Origin of the sequence: uncultured Methylovirgula sp., assembly GCF_947646745.1 — a bacterium.
Taxonomy (GTDB): Bacteria; Pseudomonadota; Alphaproteobacteria; order Rhizobiales; family Beijerinckiaceae; genus Methylovirgula.
In genome coordinates, this window is sequence record NZ_CANSHK010000030.1 from 14,232 (window position 1) to 35,540 (window position 21,309).

At 63.9% G+C, this 21,309-nt stretch carries 24 protein-coding genes; 13 read left to right on the top strand and 11 right to left on the bottom strand.

All coding sequences use genetic code 11. The features are described from left to right. Positions 1–14 precede the first annotated feature (14 nt). Positions 15–1,337, bottom strand: a complete 1,323-nt coding sequence (gene mnmE, locus Q0025_RS10105; protein WP_297298595.1) for a tRNA uridine-5-carboxymethylaminomethyl(34) synthesis GTPase MnmE — start codon at positions 1,335–1,337, stop codon at positions 15–17. Positions 1,338–1,351: 14 nt separating this feature from the next. Here mnmE and Q0025_RS10110 point away from each other — a divergent pair, with 14 nt between their 5' ends. Together Q0025_RS10110 and Q0025_RS10115 are read left to right on the top strand one after the other, a co-directional pair. Further along, on the top strand, positions 1,352–3,400 hold the full coding sequence (locus Q0025_RS10110) for a thioredoxin domain-containing protein (RefSeq protein ID WP_297298597.1): 2,049 nt from the start codon (positions 1,352–1,354) through the stop codon (positions 3,398–3,400). A gap of 63 nt (positions 3,401–3,463) precedes the next feature. Then, on the top strand, positions 3,464–3,877 hold the full coding sequence (locus Q0025_RS10115) for an acyl-CoA thioesterase (protein WP_297298600.1): 414 nt from the start codon (positions 3,464–3,466) through the stop codon (positions 3,875–3,877). Positions 3,878–3,896: 19 nt separating this feature from the next. Here the strand turns inward: Q0025_RS10115 and rho are convergent, their stop codons facing one another. The 7 genes from rho to hemE form a co-directional block, all read right to left on the bottom strand. Next, positions 3,897–5,165, bottom strand: coding sequence for a transcription termination factor Rho (rho, locus tag Q0025_RS10120; protein ID WP_297298602.1), 1,269 nt, complete (start codon positions 5,163–5,165; stop codon positions 3,897–3,899). A gap of 249 nt (positions 5,166–5,414) precedes the next feature. Then, the gene (locus Q0025_RS10125) at positions 5,415–6,146 is read right to left on the bottom strand and encodes an outer membrane protein (protein WP_366939443.1); all 732 of its coding nucleotides are present in this window, start codon (positions 6,144–6,146) and stop codon (positions 5,415–5,417) included. A gap of 232 nt (positions 6,147–6,378) precedes the next feature. Beyond that, a complete protein-coding gene (locus Q0025_RS10130) occupies positions 6,379–7,158 on the bottom strand; it encodes an outer membrane protein (protein WP_297298606.1) in 780 nt (259 codons plus the stop codon). Positions 7,159–7,379: 221 nt separating this feature from the next. Further along, complete coding sequence (locus tag Q0025_RS10135; protein WP_297298608.1) at positions 7,380–8,168, bottom strand: outer membrane beta-barrel protein; 789 nt, start codon at positions 8,166–8,168, stop codon at positions 7,380–7,382. A gap of 228 nt (positions 8,169–8,396) precedes the next feature. Beyond that, on the bottom strand, positions 8,397–9,131 hold the full coding sequence (locus tag Q0025_RS10140) for an outer membrane protein (RefSeq protein ID WP_297298609.1): 735 nt from the start codon (positions 9,129–9,131) through the stop codon (positions 8,397–8,399). 137 nt (positions 9,132–9,268) lie between these two features. Next, positions 9,269–9,709, bottom strand: coding sequence for a protoporphyrinogen oxidase HemJ (gene hemJ, locus Q0025_RS10145; protein ID WP_297298611.1), 441 nt, complete (start codon positions 9,707–9,709; stop codon positions 9,269–9,271). 1 nt (position 9,710) lies between these two features. Further along, a complete protein-coding gene (hemE, locus tag Q0025_RS10150) occupies positions 9,711–10,745 on the bottom strand; it encodes a uroporphyrinogen decarboxylase (RefSeq protein WP_297298652.1) in 1,035 nt (344 codons plus the stop codon). A 374-nt stretch (positions 10,746–11,119) separates the two neighbouring features. Between hemE and Q0025_RS10155 the strand changes: the two genes are divergently transcribed. The 5 genes from Q0025_RS10155 to dnaQ are packed head-to-tail and all read left to right on the top strand — an operon-like array spanning position 11,120 to position 14,711. Next, positions 11,120–11,962, top strand: coding sequence for a pyruvate, water dikinase regulatory protein (locus Q0025_RS10155; RefSeq protein ID WP_297298613.1), 843 nt, complete (start codon positions 11,120–11,122; stop codon positions 11,960–11,962). Further along, positions 11,959–12,576: a Maf family nucleotide pyrophosphatase gene (locus tag Q0025_RS10160; protein ID WP_297298615.1), complete on the top strand. Its 618-nt coding sequence runs from the start codon at positions 11,959–11,961 to the stop codon at positions 12,574–12,576. Before Q0025_RS10155 ends, Q0025_RS10160 begins: the two co-directional genes overlap by 4 nt. Beyond that, entirely contained in the window at positions 12,573–13,412 is an 840-nt protein-coding gene (locus tag Q0025_RS10165) for a shikimate dehydrogenase (protein WP_297298617.1), read from the top strand. Before Q0025_RS10160 ends, Q0025_RS10165 begins: the two co-directional genes overlap by 4 nt. Next, positions 13,412–14,020 carry a dephospho-CoA kinase gene (gene coaE / locus Q0025_RS10170; RefSeq protein WP_297298619.1) on the top strand — a complete coding sequence of 203 codons (609 nt, stop codon included), beginning with the start codon at positions 13,412–13,414 and terminating at the stop codon, positions 14,018–14,020. Before Q0025_RS10165 ends, coaE begins: the two co-directional genes overlap by 1 nt. Further along, on the top strand, positions 14,013–14,711 hold the full coding sequence (gene dnaQ, locus Q0025_RS10175) for a DNA polymerase III subunit epsilon (RefSeq protein WP_297298621.1): 699 nt from the start codon (positions 14,013–14,015) through the stop codon (positions 14,709–14,711). Before coaE ends, dnaQ begins: the two co-directional genes overlap by 8 nt. 16 nt (positions 14,712–14,727) lie before the next feature. On the opposite strand, the gene secB is transcribed toward dnaQ, so the two are convergent. After that, positions 14,728–15,204, bottom strand: a complete 477-nt coding sequence (secB, locus tag Q0025_RS10180) for a protein-export chaperone SecB (protein ID WP_297298623.1) — start codon at positions 15,202–15,204, stop codon at positions 14,728–14,730. Positions 15,205–15,267: 63 nt separating this feature from the next. Next, on the bottom strand, positions 15,268–15,693 hold the full coding sequence (locus tag Q0025_RS10185) for an FxsA family protein (RefSeq protein ID WP_297298625.1): 426 nt from the start codon (positions 15,691–15,693) through the stop codon (positions 15,268–15,270). A gap of 145 nt (positions 15,694–15,838) precedes the next feature. Here Q0025_RS10185 and Q0025_RS10190 point away from each other — a divergent pair, with 145 nt between their 5' ends. The 6 genes from Q0025_RS10190 (at position 15,839) to rpmB (ending at position 19,349) form a co-directional block, all read left to right on the top strand. Continuing rightward, positions 15,839–16,549, top strand: coding sequence for a Tim44/TimA family putative adaptor protein (locus Q0025_RS10190; protein ID WP_366939444.1), 711 nt, complete (start codon positions 15,839–15,841; stop codon positions 16,547–16,549). A 42-nt stretch (positions 16,550–16,591) separates the two neighbouring features. Then, on the top strand, positions 16,592–17,206 hold the full coding sequence (locus Q0025_RS10195; RefSeq protein WP_297298627.1) for a Smr/MutS family protein: 615 nt from the start codon (positions 16,592–16,594) through the stop codon (positions 17,204–17,206). After that, positions 17,206–17,616 (top strand): metallopeptidase family protein, encoded by a 411-nt coding sequence (locus Q0025_RS10200; protein ID WP_297298629.1) that lies wholly within the window; start codon positions 17,206–17,208, stop codon positions 17,614–17,616. Before Q0025_RS10195 ends, Q0025_RS10200 begins: the two co-directional genes overlap by 1 nt. Before the next feature lie 24 nt (positions 17,617–17,640). Next, positions 17,641–18,279 (top strand): hypothetical protein, encoded by a 639-nt coding sequence (locus Q0025_RS10205; protein WP_297298631.1) that lies wholly within the window; start codon positions 17,641–17,643, stop codon positions 18,277–18,279. Beyond that, positions 18,279–18,884: a 3-isopropylmalate dehydratase small subunit gene (gene leuD, locus Q0025_RS10210; protein WP_297298632.1), complete on the top strand. Its 606-nt coding sequence runs from the start codon at positions 18,279–18,281 to the stop codon at positions 18,882–18,884. The genes Q0025_RS10205 and leuD overlap by 1 nt, the downstream gene beginning before the upstream one ends. 177 nt (positions 18,885–19,061) lie before the next feature. Beyond that, positions 19,062–19,349 carry a 50S ribosomal protein L28 gene (gene rpmB, locus Q0025_RS10215; RefSeq protein WP_297298634.1) on the top strand — a complete coding sequence of 96 codons (288 nt, stop codon included), beginning with the start codon at positions 19,062–19,064 and terminating at the stop codon, positions 19,347–19,349. Between the two features lie 27 nt (positions 19,350–19,376). Here the strand turns inward: rpmB and cobT are convergent, their stop codons facing one another. Further along, the gene (gene cobT / locus Q0025_RS10220) at positions 19,377–21,308 is read right to left on the bottom strand and encodes a cobaltochelatase subunit CobT (RefSeq protein ID WP_297298636.1); all 1,932 of its coding nucleotides are present in this window, start codon (positions 21,306–21,308) and stop codon (positions 19,377–19,379) included. Between the last annotated feature and the right edge of the window lies 1 nt (position 21,309).

Sequence of the window (21,309 nt, forward strand, 5' to 3'; positions counted from 1 at the left end):
TCACGTGAAACATATCATTTACCGACACAGAAGCGGGCGAAAATTTCGCCCAGCACGTCTTCGACCTCGATTCGCCCGATGAGACTTTCCAGGGCCTGAACGGCGGCGCGCAAATCTTCGCTGAGCAATTCGACTGGGCCATCGATCTCGGCTGCCGCCCGGTCGAGCGCCACGGCGGCGGCGGCAAAGGCGCGCCGGTGCCGTTCCCGCGTGATCAGACCGGATTCAGCCTGCCCGGCCACGTTGCGCGCAAAACCGCCCAGTCGCGCGATCAGCTGGTCGAGATTGGCGCCGGTCGTACTACTGAGCGCCAAAACGCCGGGCGGCACGGCGCCGTCAAGGTCGCTTTTGGTGCGGATCGCCCAAACCGGCACGGCCGCGGCGAAATCGGCCGGCGGCGATGCGCCCGTCTCGTCGAGCCAGAGAATGAGATCGGCCGCCGCGGCCCGCGCCTTGGTTCGCGCGACACCGATGCTTTCGACCGGATCGGCGGTTTCCCGCAGCCCGGCCGTATCGATCAAGACGAAAGCGAAGCCGGCAATATCGAGATGCACCTCGATCGCATCACGCGTCGTGCCAGGGATCGGCGAGACGATCGCCGCCTCGCGCCGGGCAAGCGCATTGAGCAGCGTCGATTTGCCGGCATTGGGCGGGCCGGCGATCACCAAGGTCAGCCCGTCGCGGATGATCTCCCCGGCGCGGCCCTGGGCCAGCGCGGCCGCAAGATCGGCCCGCACCGGCGCCATGACAGCAGCCAGCGCTTGGCGGGCCAGCGGCGCGACGTCGGCTTCATCGGCAAAGTCGATTTCGGCCGCAAGCAAAGCCGCAGCTTCGAGCAGAGCCGCACGCCAGGCTTCGACTTTTTGACGCAAGGCCCCGCGCGTCTGCCGGAGCGCCTGGCGGCGCTGCATTTGCGTTTCGGCCTCGATGAGATCGGCGAGGCCTTCGACTTCGGTCAGGTCGAGCTTGCCATTCTCGAAGGCGCAACGGGTGAATTCGCCTGCCTCGGCCGGCCGGGTCGCCGGGAAGCGTGCCAGGGCCGCGAGCATGGCGGCGACCACTGCCGGGCCGCCATGCAGATGAAATTCGGCGCAATCCTCGCCGGTAAAGCTCGCTGGCGCCGGGAACACGAGGCAAAGACCGCGGTCGATCGCCTCGCCTGTCGCCGGATCGCAAAATGTCGCTAGCATCGCCTTGCGCGGCGGCATCTCTTTCCCGACAATCGCCGCGACGATCTTTGGAACGCGCGGCCCCGACAGGCGTAGAACCGCGACAGCCGCCCGCCCGGCACCGGAGGCGAGCGCATAGATCGTCTCCGCCTCGCGCCCTATGCTCATCTCAAGGCTCCGCCATGTTCAATGAACTCGCCCATGCCGCCAGTCCCTATTTGCTGCAACATAAGGATAATCCGGTCCATTGGCGGCTCTGGGGGCCGGCGGCGCTTGCCGAAGCCGAAGCGGCCAACAAGCCGATCCTGCTGTCTGTCGGCTATGCCGCCTGCCATTGGTGCCATGTCATGGCGCATGAAAGCTTCGAGGATCCGGAAACCGCCGCGGTCATGAACGAGCTTTTCGTGAACATCAAGGTCGATCGCGAAGAGCGCCCCGACATCGATCACATCTATATGCAGGCGCTGCATGCCTTCGGCGAACAGGGTGGCTGGCCGATGACGATGTTCCTGACGCCGCGCGGCGAGCCGTTCTGGGGCGGCACCTATTTTCCCAAGGACGCACGCTACGGCCGCCCGGCCTTCGTCACCGTCCTGCGTAGCGTCGCCAGGGCTTTTCGTGACGAGCAAGGTAAAATTACCGAGAACGCCGAGGCTGTGCGGCGGGCGCTTGGGCCGATGGAGCCGGCGCCGGCCGGGGCAGCGCCGCTGAGCCTTGCTCTCGCCGATGCGCTGGCGCCGAAGCTCGCGCTTTATGTCGATCCGGTCGATGGCGGTTTGCGCGGCGCGCCGAAATTTCCCAATCCCGCGATCTTCGAATTTTTGTGGCGCGTCGGCGCCAGGCTTACCGATAAGCCCTATCGCGACCTCGTCCGTCTGACGCTGACCAAAATGTCGGAGGGCGGCATCTACGATCATCTCGGCGGCGGCTATGCGCGCTATTCGACCGACGACCGCTGGCTCGTGCCGCATTTCGAAAAAATGCTCTATGACAATGCGCAGATTCTCGAACTGCTGGCGCTCGCCTGGCGCCGCTTCGGCGATGGCCTCTTCAAACGGCGTGCTTATGAGACCGTCGGCTGGCTCGAACGCGAGATGATTCGCGGCGGCTTTTGCGCCTCGCTCGATGCCGACAGCGAGGGCGTTGAAGGCAAATTCTATGTCTGGACCTGGCAGGAGATTGCCGCCGTTCTCGGCGAGGACGACGCTGCGTTCTTCGGCACCTTTTATGACGCGACACGCGCCGGCAATTGGTCCGAAGGCGGCCATCGCGTCACGATTCTCAACCGGCTGCCCTTGAAGGCGCCGCCGACGCCGGAAGAAGAAGCCCGCCTCGCGCCCTTGCGGCAGAAGCTTTTCGCCGCGCGCGAACAGCGCGTGCATCCCGGCCTCGACGACAAGATCATGGCCGATTGGAACGGGCTGACGATTGCGGCGCTTGTCAATGCCGCGACCGTTTTCGGCGAGCCGCGCTGGATCGGGCTTGCTGCCCGTGCCTATCATTATGTCGTTGCGCATCTGCAGTTCGAAGACGCCGATGGTGCGCGGCGGCTGGCGCATAGCGCGCGTGGCGGAATCGTGGTGAAGCCCGGCCTTGCCCTCGACCATGCGGCGATGGCGCGCGCGGCCCTCGCCCTGTACGAGGCGCGGCATAGGAGCGGCGCGGCACTTGCGCCTTACGATTATCTTGCCGACGCTATGGCCTGGGCCGAGACCATCGCGCGGCATCACATCGAGCCGGAAACCGGGCTTGTCGCCATGGCCGCGGATGATGCGAACGACATTATCATTCGGCTTGCGCCGACCGCGGATGATGCGATCCCCAACGCGCATTCCGTCACGCTCGGCGTATTGGTGCGGCTCGCGGCGGCGACCGGCGCGGCGAAATGGCGCCAGCGCGCCGATGCGCTTTTTGCCGCCGTGACGCCGGCGGTGAACGCCAATCCGATCGGTCATGTCGGCATTTTGAATGCGCTCGATCTTTATTTGCGCGGCCGCGAAATCGTCATCGCCGGGCGTGAACGCCAGGCGCTTTACGAGGCAGCGCTCGCGGCGCCGTTCGATACCCGCATGGTCCTCGATCTCGATGCCGCCGAAGCCCTGCCGCCCGACCACCCGGCTGAAGGCCAAATCGCCGCCGCCGGGACGGCGGCGGCCTTCGTCTGCTGCGCCGGCGTGTGCTCGCTGCCGGTTCATGATATGGCCGGGCTCAGCGCTTTGCTCGCGTCATGATCAGGCGCGAAAAGGCGCGGCGATTCTCGGCTCGGCCGATCGGCCAATCATTCGGGGGCTTCGATGACGCAGAACGAAAAATCGCTGACCCAGAGCGAAGTGCCGCCGGGTGAAGAGCCGGTCATCCGCTCCATCGCCATGCCGGCGGACACCAATCCGTATGGCGATATTTTCGGCGGCTGGCTGATGTCGCAGATGGATCTCGCCGCCAGCAATGTCGCCTCGCGCGTAGCCCGCGGCCGGGCTTCGACGGTGCGCGTCGAGGCGATGAATTTTCTGCGGCCGGTGCGCGTCGGCGATGTGGTCAGTCTCTACGGCCGGCTCGTCGGGCGCGGCCGCACTTCGATGAAGATCGAAGTCGAAGCCTGGCGGCGGGCGCGCGACAGCGAGGAAACGGTGAAGGTGACCGAAGCGATCTTCACCTTCGTCGCCATTGACCACGAGACGCGCCGGCCGCGGCCTCTGCCGGACGAGTAAAGTCCGGCCGCGAGGCGCGTTATGTATTCATCGATTCGAAGAAGCTGGCATTGCCTTTCGGCGTCTCGCGCAATTTGCCGAGCAGGAATTCGATCGCGTCGACCGTGCCCATCGGATTGAGGATGCGGCGGAGCACGTACATCTTCTTGAGGATGTCCGGCGGCACGAGCAGCTCTTCCTTGCGGGTGCCGGAGCGGGTGATGTCGATCGCCGGGAAGCTGCGCTTGTCGGCCACCTTGCGGTCGAGGATGATTTCCGAATTGCCCGTGCCTTTGAACTCTTCGAAGATCACTTCGTCCATGCGCGAGCCGGTGTCGATCAGCGCCGTCGCGATGATGGTCAGCGAGCCGCCTTCTTCGATGTTGCGCGCCGCGCCGAAGAAGCGCTTCGGGCGCTGCAAGGCATTGGCATCGACGCCGCCGGTCAAGACCTTGCCGGATGACGGGACGACGGTGTTATAGGCGCGGCCGAGACGCGTGATCGAATCGAGCAGGATCACGACATCGCGGCCATGCTCGACCAGGCGCTTGGCCTTTTCGATCACCATTTCGGCGACCTGGACATGGCGGACCGCCGGCTCGTCGAAGGTCGAGGAGATCACCTCGCCTTTCACCGAGCGCTGCATGTCGGTGACTTCTTCCGGCCGCTCGTCGATCAAGAGCACGATCAGATAGCATTCCGGATGATTGGCGGTGACCGACTGGGCGATGTTCTGCAGCAGCACCGTCTTGCCGGTGCGCGGCGGCGCGACGATCAAGGCGCGCTGGCCTTTGCCGATCGGCGCGACGATGTCGATGACGCGGGCGGAAAGGTCTTTCTTGGTCGGGTCTTCGATTTCGAGCTTCAGCCGTTCGTCAGGATAGAGCGGCGTCAGATTGTCGAAATGGACCTTGTGACGGATCTTCTCCGGGTCCTCGAAATTGATCGTGTTGACCTTGAGCAGCGCGAAATAGCGCTCGCCCTCTTTCGGGCTGCGGATCAGCCCCTCGACCGTGTCGCCGGTTCTGAGCCCGAAGCGGCGGATCTGCGATGGCGAGACATAAATGTCATCGGGCCCCGGCAGATAATTGGCGTCGGGCGAGCGGAGAAAGCCGAAGCCGTCCTGCAGCACTTCGATCACGCCTTCGCCGACGATCTCGATGTCGCGGCTGGCGAGTTGTTTCAAAATGGCGAACATCAATTCCTGCTTGCGCAGGATCGAAGCGTTTTCGACTTCGTGCTCTTCGGCGAAGGCGAGGAGCTCGGTGGGTGATTTCGATTTTAAATCTTGAAGCTTGATATCCCGCATCGGGATTTCTGTCCTTGGAAGGGCGCTTGCTGCGCGCGTCGGGTGGGAACGGCCTAATAGACCACGTCATCTGGGAAGGCAGGCCAACGCCTTATAATGGGCGCCTCAAGGGGCACGCCGACATATCGCCTGCGGGGGAAGAACTAAGAAATAGGGCCTTTCAACCTTTTTGACAACTGCGGCATGACGGCGGCGCGGCCTTCGCACAGAAATACCCCGGGAATCGGGTCCCAATCCGGCGGGAGCCGTTCAATATTTCGACGTGATCGGCGCCGGCGCGCCGCTCCAGTCGAATTTCCAATTCAACCCGGCGCGCACGGCGTGAAACGCCGCCCGTGTATGCGCCGCGCCCACGCCGGCGAGCGGCGTCGAAACCGAACCAAGGTCGGTATAGAGATATTCCGCTTTGGCCGTCAGATTGTGGGTGATCGCATATTCGACGCCGGCGCCCGCGGTCCAGCCGGTCCGCACGCCGCCTGCCGAAAAATTCGCCGTGCCGAGCGCGACATTGTCATGCACGTCGCCATAAGCGAAGCCGCCGGTGACGTAAGGCAGCACATTGCCGAAGGAAAGGCCGAGCCGAGCCCGGGCCGAGCCCCACCAATCAAGCCGGCTCGATCCGCTCGCGGGGCCTGCCGCCGTGGCCAGCGTGCCATAATCGCCGCGCAGGGTCGAACCTTGAAAATCGGTCTCGCCGCCGAAGACGACATTGGACGCCGGGAGCTGATAATTGAACCCTGCCTCGCCGCCGCCGACGAAACCGGCCGGATTGGTGCTGAGGCTGCCGAACGGGCCAAGGCTCACGCTTTCATGGCTGAAAGCGCCGCCTGCGGTCGCGCCGACGTAAAATCCGGTCCACGAAAAGACCGGCGGTGGCGGCGCATAGAGCGCCGGCCCCTTATCACTTGGCAAATCGGCTGCTTGCGCGGCCGCAGCCAGCGCAAACAAAGCCATCAATCCAAGGATGCCCGACCGAACCATCGTAAAAACCCGCACTTGCCAAGAAAGCCTAGCGGAAGCCCGGCCCCCTTGCACATTAATTGGCGTTCATGCGGTTAAAGGCCAAGAGCCGCGCGCCGAATGTGCGAAAAATCACCTAAATCCGAGAAAAACGCCGCCTTGCGCGCGAAACCGCGGCCGCTGTGTCATGCCTGCAACGAAAACCGGCGGCTTTCGCCGCCGGTCCCCGATGCGCCCCAAAACGTTTTTGATCTCAATATTTCGGCACGACCGGCGTCGGCGGCGTCAGCCATTCGAATTTCCAATTCACGCCGGCGCGGACGACATTCAACGTCGGATGCGAGGAATGATCGTTGGCGGGCGCAAAGGCGAATTCGCCCGGCGTCTGATAATATTGCCGGCCAAGATCGACGTGCAGGTATTCGGCCTTCACCGAGAGATTATGCGTGACTTGATATTCGATGCCGGCGCCGGCGGTCCAGCCGGTCTGCGTCGAACCGACTGAAAAATTGCCGAACGGATCGCCGCCCGGCCCGACGCGATATTGGTCGACATGACCGAAGGCGGCGCCGCCGGTCACGTAGGGCAGAATGTCGCCGAAGGCATAGCCGAAGCGGGCCCGCGCCGTCGCAAACCAGTCGAGCTTGGTATCATTGGGGATCGACCCGCCGCCGACCCCAAACGGGCTGTTATCGATGGCGCGCACCGTCGAGGCGTCGAAATCGCCTTCGACGCCGACGACATAATTCGTGGTCGGGAACTGATAATTGAACCCCGCCGTGCCGCCGCCAAGAAAGCCGCTCGACGACAGGCTCCCGGAATTATCGAGGATGCCGCGGCTGAAATGATTGTAGCGGACTTGATCGCCGCCGTAGCCGGCGTTCAAGCCGATATAAAATCCGGTCCAGGATGGCGGAGGTGGTGGCGGCGGCGCATAGACCGGCGGCCCTTTGGCGCTGGGGAGGTCGGCCGCCAAAGCGCTGCCCGCGCAGAGGACTGCAACGGCGCTCGACATGAGCAGGGCGCGAATCATCTCTCCCGAAAGGCCTCAAATAAAGCGATCTCAGGGGCATCTTTAGAGCAAATCCCCGGCCGGACAACGCCTTAACCAGCCGCGGCGTCGCTTTCCGAAGCGCTGTGTCCGCCCGGCGACAATGTTCCGTTCTATCCGCCGAATATTGCCGCTTTGTTCGCCACAGAAAAAGCCGGCGGGGAAACCGCCGGCGCAAAAGTCAGGCTTGCAGATGTTTTTTCTCAATATTTGGCCACGACCGGCGGAGGCGGAGGCGGCGGTTCGCCAAACTTATAGCTGAAGCCGACCTGAACCCGGTTGTCGGTCGCATTGTAATGGACCGTAATCGGCGTGGTCGTCAGCGTGGTGTAGGAGACGTCAAAGCCGCCGTAATTGGTGTAGCGATATTCGGCGCGCACCGACCAATTGTTGTCGATGGCATATTCGACGCCGCCGCCAACCGTCCAGCCGAGGCGGCCCGGATGGTGCGTTTCGCCGAAGCCGGTCGTCGTATTGAACAGGCTCGTTTCGAAACCGCCGAAGGCGCCGCCGCCGGTGGCATAGACCAGCACGCGATCGAATGCGACGCCGACACGGCCGCGGATCGATGCGTCGACCGGAGTGCGCTCGCGCGACAGAAGCACGAAGGCCGGCGCGATCAAGCTCGAGCCTTGATAGCTCGACCCGTTCACATCGCCTTCGAGACCGACGACGAATTGGTTGAATTGATAATTATAGCCGACATGGCCGCCGCCGACGACGCCCGAGGCGTTATGGCCAAAGGAGCGGAAGAAGGTCCCGCCGGGAACGAAGAGAGCGCCGACGATCGGCGGCACGACTTGCGTATAGCTCCCGTCGGTGGTCCCCCATTCATAGCCAACCTGGCCGCCGAGATAGACGCCGGTCCAAGAAAAGACCGGGGGCGGCGGCGTATAGACCGGTGGACCCTTGGTGGTGGGCAGATCGGCAGCCAATGCGGCCGATGCCAGGACGGCTGATGCGGCAGCCGCCAATATCGCCGAGCGAATCATCCTGCTCCCCCTTCCAAAAAATAAAAAATGCGTGAAGAGCATCATAATCTTCGGGACGGATGCGAAAAGCGGAGATTGCCTGGCGGGGCGCGTTTTCCGATGCGTGTAGCGGCCCAGACACACCATCCATCGGTTGTCGGGCTCGTGCGGCGCGCCGCAATGTCGATCTGCCAAAACAGACGGCCGGCAGTCTCCTGCCGGCCGCGAGCCTTCCGATCGGCTTGGGCCTCAGTACTTCGCCACCACCGGCGCCGGCGGCTCGAACATATCGAACCGATAGCTGAAGCCGGCCTGAACGCGATTATCCGTCGCGTGATAGCGCAATGTGACCGGAGCGTTCGTGTAAGTAAGGCTGTAGCGGCCATAATCGGTGTAGCGATATTCGCCGCGCACCGACCAATTGTTGTCGATGGCATATTCGACACCTCCGCCGACCGTCCAGCCGACGCGGCCAGTCGTCCTCGCATCGCTGGTCAAGGGCGTCACGACGCTTTCGCGGATCGAGCCGAAGGCGCCGCCGCCGGTGCCATAGATGAGCAGCCGGTCGAACGCCACGCCCACGCGGCCGCGGATCGAGCCGTCGACCGCAATGCGCTCGCCGAGCGAGGTGACGCCGATCAACTCGCTGCCATTATAGCCCGCGCCATTCACATCGCCTTCGACGCCGATGACGAATTGGCTGATTTGATAATTGTAGCCGACATGGCCGCCCCCGACGATGCCACGCTCGGTATAACCGGGAAAACCGCCCGTGAATGTGCCGGTGAAGGGGTTAAAAACCGAAAAGGATGTCTGGCCCCATTCGTAGCCGACCTGGCCGCCGACATAAGCCCCCGTCCAGGAAAAGACCGCCGGCGGCGGCGCATAGACGGGCGGGCCCTTGGTGCTCGGCAAATCCGCCGCAACCGCGACCGAACCGAGCGCAACCGATGAAACGGCTGCCAAAACAATGGATCGAACCATAATGCCCCCCTGAGGATATTCAACAACCTCGGGCCGACATTAACTTTGGCGAAGCGTGAGCGATACCGGATTCCCGAGCGCTGCAGCCGTTTCCCTACATCCGTGCCACATCCGTCACACGATTGAGGACTTGCGAATTACATCACGCCGCCCGGCTTGACCACCGCGAGAATGACGATCCCGATCAGCAGCAGCGTCGGGATCTCATTCAGGATGCGATAAAATTTCGCCGCATGCCTGTTGCGGTCGGCAGCGAAGCGACGGCGCATCGCGATCAGATAAAAATAGATCGCGGTCATGGCGAGAACCAGGACGAATTTCCAGTTCAGCCAGGCGGCGCGGAAAAATTGCCCTTTGATCGCGAGCGTCAAGCCGGTCGCATAAACGACGATGAGCGCCGGACGCATGATCGCGATCTCGAGCCGGCGCTCCATCACCTTGAACGTTTCCGATTGCGGCGAGCCTTTTTCGGCGCCTGCATGATAGACGAAGAGCCGCGGCAGATAGAGCATGCCGGCCATGAAGGCGATCACGGCAATGATGTGCAGTGCTTTGATCCAAAGATAGAATTGATCCACGTCAGGCCTCCCCCCGCAGCAGTGCCAATAGGGCTTCGACATTGTCGAGCGGCGTTTCCGGCACGATGCCGTGGCCGAGATTGAAAATATGCGGCCGCTGCCGGAATGCCGAAAGGATCTTGCCGCTCGCTTCGCGGAGCGCCGCACCGCCCGCCACCAAAGCCAAAGGATCGAGATTGCCTTGCAGGACCACGCCTTCGGGGATGAGCGCATTCGCGGCAGCGGGATCGACGGATGTATCGAGCCCCAGCGCATCGGCGCCGGTTTCGGCGGCATAAGTCGTCAACGCCAAGCCCGCGCCACGCGGGAAAGCTATGACCTTGGTTTGCGGGTGACGAAGCCGCACGGCGGCAATGATCCGCTTCACCGGCATCAGGCACCAGCGGGCAAATTCCGCCGGCGCCAGCGCGCCGGCCCAAGTGTCGAAAATCTGCACGCAATCGACGCCGGCCTCGATCTGGCGCGACAGATAAGCGACTGACCCATCGATCAGCCGTTCCATCAACGCGGCGAAAAGCTCCGGCTCGCGATAGGCAAACAGCCGCGCCGGCGCCTGGTCCGGCGTGCCGCGCCCGGCAATCATGTAACTTGCCACCGTCCATGGCGCGCCGCAAAAGCCGATCAGCGCCGTCGCTTTGGGCAAAGCCGCCTTCACCAGCCCGATCGCCTCAAAAACCGGCGCGAGATGGTCGAGATCGATCGTCTCGCGCAAAGCCTTCAGCTCCTGCGCACCGGCGATGGGCGCCAGCCGCGGCCCTTCGCCGCTTTCGAAATCGACCTTCTGCCCGAAGGCGTCAGGAACGACGAGAATGTCGCTGAAAATGATCGCCGCATCGAAATGAAACCGGCGGATCGGCTGCAGCGTCACGTCCGCCGCAAGCTTCGGTGTATAGCAAAGATCGAGGAAGGATCGCGCCTTGAGCCGCGTCTGGCGGTATTCGGTCAGATAGCGTCCGGCTTGGCGCATCAACCAGACGGGGGGCGGCGTCAAGGTTTCGCCGTTAAGCACGCGAAGCAGGGGCTTGTCAGCCGGCAGGATTTGAGCCGCCAATCTAAAATATCCTATCTAAAGACTCTTCTATTTTCTCTTTTCTTTGGTGCCGGATTAGGCTCGTTTTGGGTTTTTCACAATCCGCACCGGCGATCTTCGGCTATCCGCGATACCCACAGCCCGGCCGCCGGCGCCGATCGTTAATGATTTCTTAACGCCGCCAAGGCCTTCGCTGCGCCAGTCCGGGATTGTTCAAGCTTTATGAAATTATCGACAGACGCCGCCGCTCGCCGGCGATTTCATGCCCAGCCCTGCGGCTGTTGACAAAAAACCAGGCAGTGCGGGACATGTCCGCCGAAAGCGCGGACCGCGGCGGATTATCCCCATCGATTCACAGGTCATCGCGACGGATGTGGGCCTTGGCGCGCAACTACTTCCATCTGCATCTGATTTCCGACGCGACCGGCGAAACTTTGATTGCCGTAAGCCGGGCGGTCGTGGCGCAATATGATGCGATCGAATCGATCGAGCACCTTTATCCGTTCGTTCGCTCGGCGGCGCAGCTTGAGAAGGCGATTGCCGAGGTCGACGAGGCACCGGGCGTCGTGCTTTTCACTTTGGTCGACAAGGATCTTGCGCGCCGGCTCATTGCGGCCTGCCACGAACTCAATGTCCCGTGCCATTCGGTGCTGCAGCCGATCAGCGATCTTTTCCGCGCCTATCTCGGTTCGCCCGGCGCCGCCCGGCCGGGTGCGCAGCACATGCTCAACGCCTATTATTTCAACCGTGTCGAAGCCTTGAACTACACGATGCTGCACGACGACGGCCAGATGACCGACGATTACGAGGCCGCCGACGTCCTGCTGCTCGGCGTCAGTCGCACGTCGAAGACGCCGACGAGCATCTATCTCGCCAATCGCGGCATCAAGACCGCGAATATTCCGATCATTCCCAACGTTCCCCTGCCGAAATCGATCTTCAGTCTGAAGAAGCCCATGATCGTCGGCCTTATCACATCAGCCGAGCGGCTTGTTGCCGTGCGCCAGCAGAGGCTCGATTCGTCGCAGACACGGTTTGATTCGACCTATGTCGATCCGGTCGCGGTCAATGACGAGGTCGTGCAGTCGCGCCGGCTTTTCGCGCATTACGGCTGGCCGGTGATCGATGTCACGCGCCGTTCGATCGAGGAGACTTCGGCTGCGATCATCAATCTTTATAAGGCGCACCGGGCCAAGCTCGGCCTCATCGAGCAGCCGCGATGAGTGACCTCTGGCTTGGCGAAGCGCCGCTCATTCTGGCTTCGAAAAGCTCGGCGCGGCAGGCTTTGCTGGCGGCGGCAGGGCTGCCGTTCGAAGTGAGCGCGGCCGATATCGACGAGCGGGCCGCCGAAATGCCGCTGCGCGCCAAGGGCGCCGCGCCAGAAACGGTCGCCGCGCATCTCGCCCGGACCAAGGCGCTGGCCGTTGCCGCCCGAAAACCGCGGCGGCTTGTCATCGGCGCTGACCAGGTTCTGGCGCTCGAAGGAGAGATTTTTTCGAAGCCGCAAAATCTCGCGGCGGCGAAAGCCCAGTTGCAAAAATTTTCCGGCAGGACGCATGCGTTGCATTCGGCACTCTGCGTCGTACGGGACGAGAACGTGCTGTTCGAGACGGTCGTGACCGCGCGGCTCACCTGCCGCGTGTTCGGTGACGATTTCATCGATCGTTATCTCCAAGCGGCCGGCGATGCGGTGCTGGCGAGCGTCGGCGCCTATCAATTGGAAGGCCTCGGCATCCATCTTTTCGCGGCAATCGACGGCGATCACGCGACGATCCTCGGCCTGCCCATGCTGGCGCTGCTTGCATTTCTGCGCGAAGAAGGCAGTCTCGCCGGATGAGCCCGCGCGCCTTCGTCATCGGCTGGCCGATCTCGCATTCGCGGTCGCCGCTGATCCACCATTATTGGCTGGAGCAATTGGGGCTCCCCGGTTCCTATGCGCGCGTTCCGGTCGCCCCGCCCGACCTTGCAACCTTCCTCGCCAATATCGCGGTGTTGGGTTTCGCCGGCGGCAATGTCACCTTGCCGCATAAGGAGAAGGCCTTCGCCGCCTGTGCGGTGACGACCCCGGTGGCGCAGCGCCTTAAAGCTGTGAACACCCTGTGGATCGAAGGCGGACAACTTTTCGGCGACAACACCGATGTTGCGGGCTTTCTGGCCTCGCTCGATGCGGATGTCCCGGATTGGGATAAGTCCGTGGATAAAGCCGTCGTCCTCGGCGCCGGCGGCGCGGCGCGTGGCATCGTCTATGCGCTCCATTCGCGCGGCATCCGCCATATCGCTCTCGTCAACCGTACCCGAAGCCGCGGCGAGGATCTCCAGCGCCAATTTCCCGAAGTTGAGATCGACCTCGCCGATTTCGCCGCCCTGCCGGCGCTGCTGAAGGACGCCGATCTGCTCGTCAACACGACATCGCTCGGCATGGTCGGCCAGCCGCCGCTTGACATCGATCTGGCGCCGCTGCCGGCGAAGGCGATCGTCGCCGACATCGTCTATGCGCCGCTCGAAACGGCGCTGCTGCGCCAGGCGGCGGCGCGCGGCCTGCGCACCTCCGGCGGCCTCGGCATGTTGCTCTATCAGGCTGCGCCGGGGTTTGCCCGCTGGTTCGGCCGAGAGCCGCAGGTGACGCCGGATCTGCGCGCGCGCGTCGCCGCGGACATCGCGGGCAAGAGCTGATGTTCGTTCTCGGCCTCACCGGCTCGATCGGCATGGGAAAATCGACGACGGCAGCGATCTTTCGCGAGGCCGGCGTTGCGGTGCATGATTCCGACGCCGCGGTTCACGCGCTTTATCGCGGCGCGGCGGCACCGCTGGTCGAGGCCGCCTTCCCCGGCACTGCGCGCGATGGCGCGATCGATCGGGCTCTGCTCGCGGCGCGGGTGATCCACGACCAAGCGGCGCTGATGCGGCTCGAGGCGATCGTGCATCCGCTGGTGCGCGCCGCGCGGGCGCAGTTCGTCGCCGAAGCACGCGCGGCCGGCGCCGATCTTGTTGTTCTCGACATTCCGCTGCTCTTCGAGACGGGCTGCGAAAACGAGGTCGATGCGGTTCTCGTTGTTACCGCGCCGGAAGCCGTGCAAAAGGCGCGCATTACCGCGCGTCCGGGCATGACAGAGGACAAGCTCGCCGCCATAATCGCCAAGCAAATGCCTGACGCTGAAAAACGCCGCCGCGCCGATCTCATCCTTGATACGAGCCACGGCCACGACGCGGCCGCGCGGCAGGTTCGCGCTCTCATCGGCGCGATCCGCGCCGGGCAGGTGAAGGCGCGCCATCATGCGTGAGATCGTTTTCGATACAGAGACGACCGGCCTCGACCCCACCGCGGGTCACAGGATCGTCGAAATCGGCTGCATCGAAATCCTCAATTCGATTCCGACCGGCCAGACCTTTCATTTCTATCTCGATCCCGAGCGTGACATGCCGGAGGAAGCCTTCCGGGTGCACGGAATTTCTGCGGAATTTTTGATCGGCAAGCCGAAGTTTGCCGAGATCGCCGAAAAATTTCTGATGTTCGTCGGCGATGCCATGCTCGTTGCGCATAATGCCGAATTCGACCTGCGCTTCGTCAATGCGGAATTGGCAGCGCTCGGCCATACGCCGTTGGGACAAGAGCGCATTATCGATACTTTGGCGCTCGCCCGCCGCCGCCATCCGGGCGCGCCGGCGAGCCTCGACGCGCTGTGCCAGCGCTATGGGATCGACGCGAGCCGCCGCACCAAGCACGGCGCCTTGCTCGACGCCGAGCTGCTCGCGGAGGTCTATGCAGAACTGAGCGGCGGCCGCCAGGCGAGCCTATTGTTGCAGACGGCGGCGGTGAACGCACAGCGAGCCGCCGCCGTGCGGCCGACACGGCCGGCGCCGCTCGCCCCGCTCATCGTCGCAGCCGAATGGGCGGCGCACGCCGCGTTTGCCGCAACGCTCGGCGACAAAGCACTCTGGCGGCGCTATCTGCCGAAATCAGACGAAGCTTAGCGCGCGTTTTTCGGGATCAGGCTTGCGCGGCCGGCGCTTGGGCCGTCTGGGCCATGCGCTGACGATAAAGGCCGGCGAAATCGATCGGGTCGATGTAGAGCGGCGGGAAGCCGCCATTGCGCACCGCCTCGGCGACGATCTGGCGGGCGAAGGGAAACAGCAGGCGCGGACACTCGATCATCACCACCGGGTGGACGTCGCTCTGCGGGATGTTGAGCACGCGGAAGATGCCGGCATAGTTCAGTTCGAATTTGAACAGCGTGTCGGCCCCTTCGCCAGCCGACCCTTCGAGCAGCAGTTCGACTTCGTAATCGGCATCGGCGATCTGCCGGGCATTGACGTTCACTTGAATGGCAATATTCGGCGGCTTGGTCTGCGGACCGAGCGAACGCGGCGCATTCGGATTCTCGAACGAAAAATCCTTCGTATATTGCACCAAGGCGTTAAGTGTGGGCGCTTCCGCCGCCGCACTGCCGCCGTTGCCCTCTGCCATCAAAGCTCTCCCTCGAAATCGCGCCAGCGCCTAGCATGGATAGTCGCGGCGAACAAGCGAGGCTCAGCGCGGATCGGGCCTGTCGACGCGGTGCCAATCCTGCGGCGTCAGATCGATGACGTGAGGATCGCGCGGCGTCGGCGCCATTTCCTGATGCCGCCAGGCAGGCAGGAGCAGCGCCAGCCCGACGCAATCGGAGAGAAAGCCGGGGATGACCAAAAGCGTCGCGCCAAGCGCGGCCAGTGCGCCGCTGCGCAAGGCCACAGGCGAGAGCCGCAAAATGTGATTGGGATTTTCAAAGGCTGCGCGAAGCAGGCTCCGTGCCTGGCCGCCGAGCCGCCGCAACAGGACGAGGCCAAGCAGGCTGAACAATAAGGTGAGGAAGATAGCGCCAGCGAGGCCGATCGCGCCGGCAACGAGGCCGAACACCGACAGCTCCGCCAATATCCAAAGGCAGGCGCTCAAAAAGAAGGCGGCGAGATAGGGCATGGTCCTGTCCCAGAAAACACAAAGTCTGTCGGTAATCTTCAGTTTATGAATTTTCCCGACCGGACGCCATATATAGGCATCCTATGCGGAAAATCCGCTTTAAGCCCGAGCCCAAATCAGAGCCAGAGCCCAAATCAGAGCCTCAATGATGCAGGATCCCTTCGACGCCTCGACGATCATTTTCGCGCTTCTCGCGATCTTCGTGCTCTGGAAGCTGCGCTCGGTTCTCGGCACCCGCAGCGGCGCGGAAAAGCCGCCGGCGCAGAATTCCTTCTTCAAGACGAGCACCGCGACCAATGACAATAAGGTCGTGTCCTTGCCCGGCGCCGCCCCGCCGCCGGCCGCCCCTGCCGGGGCACCGGCCGATCCGCGCCGTTGGCAGGCCTATGCGGAACCTGGCACCCGCGTTGCCAATGGGCTTGACGCCATCGTGGCCTCCGACCCGGGCTTCGATCTCGATTCATTCATCGCCGGCGCCAAGAGCGCCTATGAGATGATCGTCACCGCCTTCGCGACCGGCGACCGCGAGCTTCTTGCCCGCCTGCTCGACAAAGAGGTTTACGACAGTTTCGTCGCCGCCATCGAGGCGCGCGCCAATCGCGGCGAATCGCTGATGACCAAAGTCGTATCGATCGACAAGACCGGCGTTTTCGATGCCGGCGTCCGCGACGGCATGCTGCAAGTCACCCTACGCTTTATGACGACCCTCATCTCCGTGACGCACGATAAAGACGGCAAGCTGATCGACGGCGATCCGGAAAAGACGGTAAGCATGGTCGATCTTTGGACCTTCGCCCGCGCCGCCGGGGCGCGCGATCCAAACTGGAAACTCGTCGCGACGCAGACGGGCCATTGAGGCGCGGCCCCGAAAGGCGCTAGCTTTTCGGCAAGGACCGCGATGAGCCAGAAAACCATCACCGACGACGCGTGCCAGGGGGGCGGCATGAGCGAGGGAAGCCGGGAAACCCTGCGCCCGCTCTCCGATGAGGAGGTCAGCCTCTGGCTGTCGGTAACGCGCAGCATCACGCCCCGGCCTGGCGCGTCAGCGCCCGAGGCGCCGCGTCCAAAACCGGCAAAACCCGCCAAGATCGTCGCGCCGGCCGCGTCGGCGCCGGCTCAGCCCTTAAAGCCCGCGCCGCGTCCGGGGATGCCGTGCCTTGCGCCGCTCGAGCGCCGCGCCCGGCAAAAGCTCGCCCGCGGCCATATGGCGGTCGACGCGGCGCTCGATCTGCATGGCCTGCGCCAGCACGAGGCGCATCCGGCCCTGCATGGTTTTCTCGTCCGGGCCCAGCTTCAGGGGGCCAAGATCGTGCTCGTCGTCACCGGCAAGGGAGAGGGCCGCGCCGCCGATGGGTTCGAGCCGGGCGGCGTGCTGCGGCGCAGCGTACCGATCTGGCTCCGGGCGCCGGAATGGCGGCATCTCGTCGTCGGCTTCGAGGAGGCGGCGCGCCCGCATGGCGGCGCCGGGGCCCTCTATATCCGGATTCGCCGGCGCGCCGGAGCGCAGTCCTGATGCCGCCCGATTGGGCTGCCCTGGCGCCGCCGACCCTTGCCGCGTTCGAGGCGCTGGCCGAGGCAGCCTATGCGCGGCTGCCGAACGATTTCCGCGTCCTCTGCCAAGGGCTTGTCATCCAAGTCGAGGATTTCGCGACCGACGACGTGCTCAGCCAGATGGGCTGCGAGAGCGAATTCGACCTGCTCGGGCTTTTCACCGGCCGCGGCCTCGCGCAAGGTGGAGCACAGGCCTTTACCGGACAGATGCCGAACATGGTCTGGCTTTACCGCCGCCCGATCCTCGATTATTGGGCCGAACACGAGGACACGCTCGGCGACGTCATCGCCCATGTCCTGGTGCATGAGATCGGCCATCATTTCGGCCTCTCCGACGCCGATATGGCGGCGGTCGAGGCGGCGGCGGATTAGCCGCCAGGCCGCGGAGCGATGGTGATGTTTGCAACGATAGCCTCCGTCGTCTCGGCCTGCGTCGCGGCCTGCGGCCTGTTCTTCGCTTGGCGGCAGTCGCGTGAATCGGCTTTGCGCCGTGCCGACGTCCTGAACTGGGCGGAGCAGGCGATCGACGCCCTCCAGAGCCTGTTGCTCATCTGCGTCCTGGATGACGGCGAGTTGGACCCGGCCGTCGAGAAGGCGAAGCTCATCGAGATCATGTTCGCGACCTCGACCTTGACCGAGCGCGGCCGGCTCTTCTTCAAGAACGAGATCCGCGGTGACGGCCACGGTCAGGATAAGGAGAGGGCCTATCAGGGCTATCGGCCGAAAATCCTTGATCAGCTCGTCGTCGCCCACCAAATCGCCAGGCAATGGTCGCAAGCCAACGCCGAGGACCGGAAAATCATGCTGATCCTGGCCGAGGACGCTGCGCGCACCTTCGTTTCCCTGGCGCAGCAGGAGGTCGGCCGCAGCAAGACCGCCAGCGCCATCACCAAACGGGCCGGCGACGGCCGCGACCTTGACGAATTGGTCAAGGAGTTCAATAGAGCACGGCTAGAACAAGGTTCCAGCTTCGCCCGCGCCCGCGCCGAAGCTGCCGTGGTGGTTGTGGCCACCCGATCCGGAGCATCCTCCTAATGGAAAAATTCACGTCCCTGACGGGCGTCGCAGCGCCGCTGGCGATCCGCAATGTCGACACCGACATGATCATCCCGAAGCAATACCTCAAGACGATCAAGCGCACCGGCCTCGGCAAGGGGCTGTTCTCGGAAATGCGCTATAACGAGGATGGCTCGGAAAATCCCGATTTCGTCCTCAACAAGCCGGCCTACCGGCATGCGCAGATTCTCGTCGCGGAAGACAATTTCGGCTGCGGCTCGTCACGCGAACATGCGCCGTGGGCGCTGCTCGACTTCGGCATCCGCTGCGTCATCTCGACGAGTTTCGCCGACATTTTCTATAACAATTGCTTCAAGAACGGCATTCTGCCGATCGTCGTCAGCCCCGAGGAATTGGCCAAGCTGATGGACGATGCCGAGCGCGGCGCCAATGCGACGCTCTCCGTCGATCTCGAAAGCCAAGAGATCCGCGGCCCCGACGGCGGCGTCATCCATTTCGACATCGACCCGTTCCGCAAGCATTGCCTCATCAACGGCCTCGACGACATCGGGTTGAGCCTGCAGAAGGCCGACAAGATCACCGCCTTCGAGAAGCAGGAGCACGCCGCGCATCCCTGGCTATGAGTGCGGCCGGCCGGCGCGGAAAGCTTGACGCCGGCGCCGGCTTCCCTTAGACAGCCCGCTTCGATTTCCGCCTGCGCCCGAGAGCGTGTTCCGAAAAGCCGACCGGCTTTACGATCGGAACATGCCCCAAATCGGCGCGGGCCTTCGTTTGTGGCCGCAAGGCCGGAAGGATCACCCATGTCGCGCCGCTGCGAATTGACCGGCAAGGCCGTGCTCGTCGGCAATAAGGTCAGCCATTCGAACCGCAAGACCAAGACGCGGTTCCTGCCCAATCTCGTCAAGGTGACGCTCGCCTCCGAAACGCTCGGCCGCGACGTGCGCCTGCGCGTCGCCACCGCGGCGCTGCGTTCGGTCGAACACCGCGGCGGTCTCGATGCCTTCCTGATTAAGGCCTCGGAAACCGAGCTTTCGACCGGCGCCCGCGCGCTGAAGCGCGAGATCGAGAAGAAGCAGGCCTCGGCGTAAGCCGGTCTCTCTGAAGAGCCGTCAGGCTCAATGCACCGTCACGACCGGCATGCGCTTTTTGGCGCGCGGCTGATGGTGCGCCGGCACCGGCGCGGTCTTTTCATCGAAGAGTTCCGCCAATTTTTCGGTCATCGCGCCGCCGAGTTCTTCCGCATCGACGATGGTCACGGCGCGCCGGTAATAGCGCGTCACGTCATGGCCGATGCCGATGGCGATGAGCTCGACCGGCGAGCGGGTTTCGATCTCCTCGATCACGTAGCGCAAATGCCGCTCGAGATAATTGCCGGGATTGACCGAAAGGGTTGAATCGTCGACCGGCGCGCCGTCCGAAATCATCATCAGGATGCGCCGCTGTTCGGAGCGGGCGAGCAGGCGCTTATGGGCCCAATCCAGCGCCTCGCCGTCGATATTCTCTTTCAGCAAGCCCTCGCGCATCATCAGGCCGAGATTTTTTCGCGCCCGCCGCCAGGGGGCGTCGGCGGCCTTGTAGATGATGTGGCGCAGATCGTTGAGCCGGCCGGGCGAGGCCGGCTTGCCGGCCTGCAGCCAGGCTTCGCGCGATTGGCCGCCCTTCCAGGCGCGGGTGGTAAAGCCCAGAATCTCGACCTTGACGCCGCAGCGCTCCAGCGTGCGGGCGAGAATATCGGCGCAGGTCGCCGCGACCGTGATCGGCCGGCCGCGCATCGAGCCCGAATTATCGAGCAGCAGGGTCACGACCGTATCGCGGAAGTCCATGTCCTTCTCGCGCTTGAAGGAAAGCGGCTGCTGCGGGTCGATGACGATGCGCGGCAGCCGCGCCGTATCGAGCATGCCTTCTTCGAGGTCGAATTCCCACGAGCGATTCTGCTGGGCCAGCAGGCGGCGCTGCAGCCGGTTGGCGAGCCGGCCGACGACGGACGACAGATTCTGCAATTGCTTGTCGAGATAAGCGCGCAGCCGCTCGAGCTCTTCCGGCTCGCAAAGCGCCTCGGCGGTGATGATCTCGTCGAACTTGTGCGTGAAAGCCTGATAATCCGGCGGCCGCACGTCCGGCCGCGTCTTCGGCGGCGGACGGTGCGCATCGGCGGCTTGATCGCCCTCGCCGAGGTCGCCTTCCTCGTCCGCCTCGAATTCGCCGGCGGCCGCATCGACCGATTCGACCTCCGTCTCGCCATCGGACTCGGCGGCCTCGGTCGTCTGTGACTCGGCGCTATCGGCGCTTTCGTCGCGCTGGCCTTCAAAGGCCTCGGTATCGTCGCCGCCGGCCTGCTGATCCTCGCTCTGCTCGGATTCTTCGTTGCTATCGGAGCCGATATCCTCGCCCACGTCGAGCGCCGAGAGCAGCCGCCGCACCGAAAGGCCGAAGGCGCGCTGGTCTTCGAGCGACGTGGCGAGTTGATCGAGATCGTGCCCGGCGCGCTGCTCGACGAGCGGGCGCCAGAGATCGACCAACCGTTGGGCGTTTTTCGGCGGCTTTTGGCCGGTGAGCCGTTCGCGGACGATCAACGCCACCGCCTGTTCGAGCGGCGCGTCGCTGCGCTCGCGAATTTCACCATAGCGGGCGTGCTGGAAGCGGTCCTCGAGCATGGCGCCGAGGTTTTGCGCGACGCCTTCCATCCGGCGGGCGCCGATCGCCTCGACACGCGCCTGCTCGACGGCGTCGAAGACGGCACGGGCCTGCGGCGCCTGCGGCAACAGCCGGCGGTGCACATTGGCGTCATGGCAGGCGAGCCGCAGCGCGATCGCATCGGCATTGCCGCGCTGGATCGCGGCATCCTGCTTCGTAAGCTTGCGCGGCGGCTCGGAGAGCCGCACGCGGGCGGCGGCGCTGGCGCCGGACAGGTTCGGTTTCTCCGCCGCAAAGGTTACCTCAAGCTGCGGCACATGCGCCATGGCACGCAAGCAGCCGGCGACGGCGCGCTTGAACGGCTCCTGCGGCGCCTCGACCTTGCCCGGCGGCTTGAGATTCGACCCGGACATG